At 66.6% G+C, this 766-nt stretch carries 1 protein-coding gene; it reads right to left on the bottom strand.

Annotated elements, in window-relative coordinates; translation table 11 throughout:
- Nucleotides 1-766: condensation domain-containing protein (locus POF73_RS45805; RefSeq protein WP_272125479.1), on the bottom strand; the 766-nt coding region annotated here is incomplete at both ends.

Genomic DNA, 766 nt, shown 5'->3' with positions numbered 1-766 from the left:
TGATCTCGGTGAGCAGCCGTTCCTTCGTGTGGCTCACGGCAACGGTCAGGGGGTAGCCGGTGCGGGCGACACCGGACTGATGCCGTACAGAAAGCCCCTCGGGCAGATCGTTGTCGTCAGTCAAGTGGGGGTAGTTCTCGAAGACCAGGATGGAATCGAACAGTCGCTCGCCCTTCGGGGCGGCGCTCCAGTTCTGCGCGTCCACCAGCGACGTGTACTCGTACTGCCGCAGCTCCACATGCTCCTGCTGAAGCTCCCGCAGCCACTCCACCACCGGCCGCTCGGCCGGGACACGGGTCCGCACCGGCAGCGTGTTGATGAACAGGCCCACGATCGACTCGGCGTGCGGCAGTTCGGCGGGGCGCCCGGAGACAACGGACCCGTGGACGACGTCGTCACTACCGCTGTACCGGGAGAGCAGCAGCGCCCAGGCACCCTGCACGATCGTGTTCACGGTCAGCCGGTGCGCACGCGCGAACTCGCCGATGCGTGCGGCGGTGTCCGAGTCCAGCTTCAGTTCGGCGTCGCCGAAGCCGCTCTCGCCGGTCGATGGGCCGGGGGCGATCTGCGTCGGTTCGGCGAAGTCACCGAGCCGACCGCGCCAGAACTCCTCCGCCCGATCCCTGGACTGCTCACCCAGCCACTGGAGGTAGCGCACATAGGGCACTGGTGTGTCCAGCCGGCCTTCGGTACCGGCCAGTCCGTCGCGATAGAGGGTGAAGACCTCCTTCTGGAGCAGTTGATTGCTCCATCCGTCGATCAACAG

The sequence above is a fragment of the Streptomyces sp. HD genome (genome assembly GCF_028369295.1).
In the GTDB taxonomy this organism is placed as follows: domain Bacteria; phylum Actinomycetota; class Actinomycetes; order Streptomycetales; family Streptomycetaceae; genus Streptomyces.
The sequence above is the reverse complement of the archived record's forward strand: the minus strand, read 5'-3'. Positions and strand labels throughout refer to the sequence as shown.